This window comes from Streptomyces sp. NPDC060198, from assembly GCF_042728415.1.
Lineage (GTDB): Bacteria > Actinomycetota > Actinomycetes > Streptomycetales > Streptomycetaceae > Streptomyces.
Window position 1 is genome coordinate 1 of sequence record NZ_JBHWZJ010000637.1, and the last position, 2,003, is coordinate 2,003.

Annotated in this window: 1 protein-coding gene; it reads left to right on the forward strand. The window is 71.3% G+C overall.

Going from position 1 to position 2,003, the window contains the following annotated elements; genetic code table 11:
• Positions 1-246 precede the first annotated feature (246 nt).
• Positions 247-1,938: a DUF885 domain-containing protein gene (locus tag ACFWEP_RS34330; protein ID WP_387376175.1), complete on the forward strand. Its 1,692-nt coding sequence runs from the start codon at positions 247-249 to the stop codon at positions 1,936-1,938.
• The last annotated feature ends 65 nt before the right edge of the window (positions 1,939-2,003 follow it).

Consider the following 2,003-nt stretch of genomic DNA (forward strand, 5'->3'; position numbering starts at 1 on the left):
GTCCGGGGTACCGGCCGAAGGCGTCCGGAACGACCGGTACGCCGGACCGAGTCCGGAACCCTCACCGTCCTGATCCGGCCAATCTCGCGCATGACTTCCGGACTCCTCCCCGCGGCGCGGGCGGAACCCCGTACCGCAGGGTGGAGGTGGGTTCCGAGGCGGCTCCGCACACCGCACCGACAGCCGCTTCCGGTCGCGGGCGGGGGCAGGGTGACGGGAAGCCGCTTCCCGTACGAGGATGTCCGCATGTCAGACACTTCGAGCAGCGCGCTGCCCCGTCAGGTCGCCGACGCATACGTCGACGCAATCATCGATCTCGACCCCATCCTGGGTACCTATCTGGGTGTCCCGGCGAGTTCCGGCCGCCTGCCCGACTTCTCGCCCGAGGGCCAGGCAGCCGTGGCTGATCTCGCCCGTGCCACGCTGGTGGAGCTGGACGCCGCGGAGCTTCTCCCGGGCGCCGACAGCGACGCCGAGCGACGCTGCGGCAGGCTCTTGCGTGAGCGGCTCACCGCCGAACTCGCCGTCCACGCGGCGGACGAGCATCTGCGGGCCGTCTCCAATCTGCACTCCCCGGCCCACAGCGTCCGCGAAGCCTTCACGGTGACGCCCACGGAGACCGACGAGGACTGGGCCGCGGTGGCCGACCGGCTGCGCGCCGTTCCGGACGCACTCGCGGGTTACCGCGCTTCGCTCGCTCTCGGCCTCGAACGGAAGCTGTACGGCGGCCCCCGTCCCACCGCCACGTTCATCGAGCAGCTGACGGCCTGGGCCGGCGGCGACGGCGAGGGGGACGGGTTCTTCGCGGACTTCGTCGCGCCCGGCCCCGCCGCGCTCCGCGCGGACCTGGACGGTGCCGCCGCCGTCGCCACCGAGGCGCTGGTGGCCCTGCGCGACTGGATGAACGAGGTGTACGCCCCCGCGATCGAGGGCTCGCCCGACACCGTGGGCCGTGAGCGGTACGCCCGGTGGTCACGCTACTTCAACGGTACCGACCTGGACCTGGACGAGGCGTACGCGTACGGCTGGTCCGAATACCACCGGCTGCTCGCCGAGATGAAGTCCGAGGCCGCCAAGATCCTGCCCGGGGCCGGTCCGTGGGAGGCGCTCGCGCACCTCGATGTGCACGGTAAGCACATCGAGGGAGTGGACGAGGTCCAGAAGTGGCTCCAGGGCCTGATGGACGAGGCCATCGAGGCGCTGGACGGCACCCACTTCGAACTCGCCGAGCGCGTGAGGAAGGTGGAGTCGCACATCGCTCCCCCCGGCGGCGCGGCGGCCCCCTACTACACCGGCCCCTCCGAGGACTTCTCCCGTCCGGGCCGTACCTGGCTGCCGACGATGGGCGAAACGCGCTTCCCCGTCTACGACTTGGTGTCCACCTGGTACCACGAGGGGGTGCCCGGCCATCACCTGCAGATCGCCCAGTGGACCCATGTCGCCTCCTCGCTCTCCCGCTATCAGGCGTCGGTCGGCCAGGTCAGCGCCAACGCCGAGGGCTGGGCGCTGTACGCGGAACGGCTCATGGACGAGCTGGGCTTCCTGCCGGACGCCGAACGGCGACTCGGCTACCTGGACGCCCAGATGATGCGCGCCTGCCGGGTCATCGTGGACATCGGCATGCACCTGGAGCTGGAGATCCCGGCGGAGTCGTCGTTCCACCCGGGTGAGCGGTGGACCCCGGAACTGGCGGAGGAGTTCTTCGGCGCCCACAGTGGCCGCCCGGCGGAGTTCGTGGAGAGCGAGCTGACCCGCTACCTCTCCATGCCGGGGCAGGCGATCGGCTACAAGCTCGGCGAACGTGCCTGGCTGCTGGGCCGGGAGAACGCCCGCGCGGCCCACGGGGACGCCTTCGACCTCAAGGCCTGGCACATGGCGGCCCTGTCGCAGGGGTCGCTGGGCCTGGACGATCTCGTCGAGGAGCTCTCCAAGCTCTGATCCCGGGCGGTTCCGTCCCGCGCGGCATTCGTCCGCCCGCGGGACCTCGACCGGACCCACCGGCC

Excerpts from the sequence above, each read along its gene's own strand:
- ACFWEP_RS34330 (WP_387376175.1), top strand. The coding sequence starts at position 247 with ATGTCAGACACTTCGAGCAGCGCGCTGCCCCGTCAGGTCGCCGACGCA.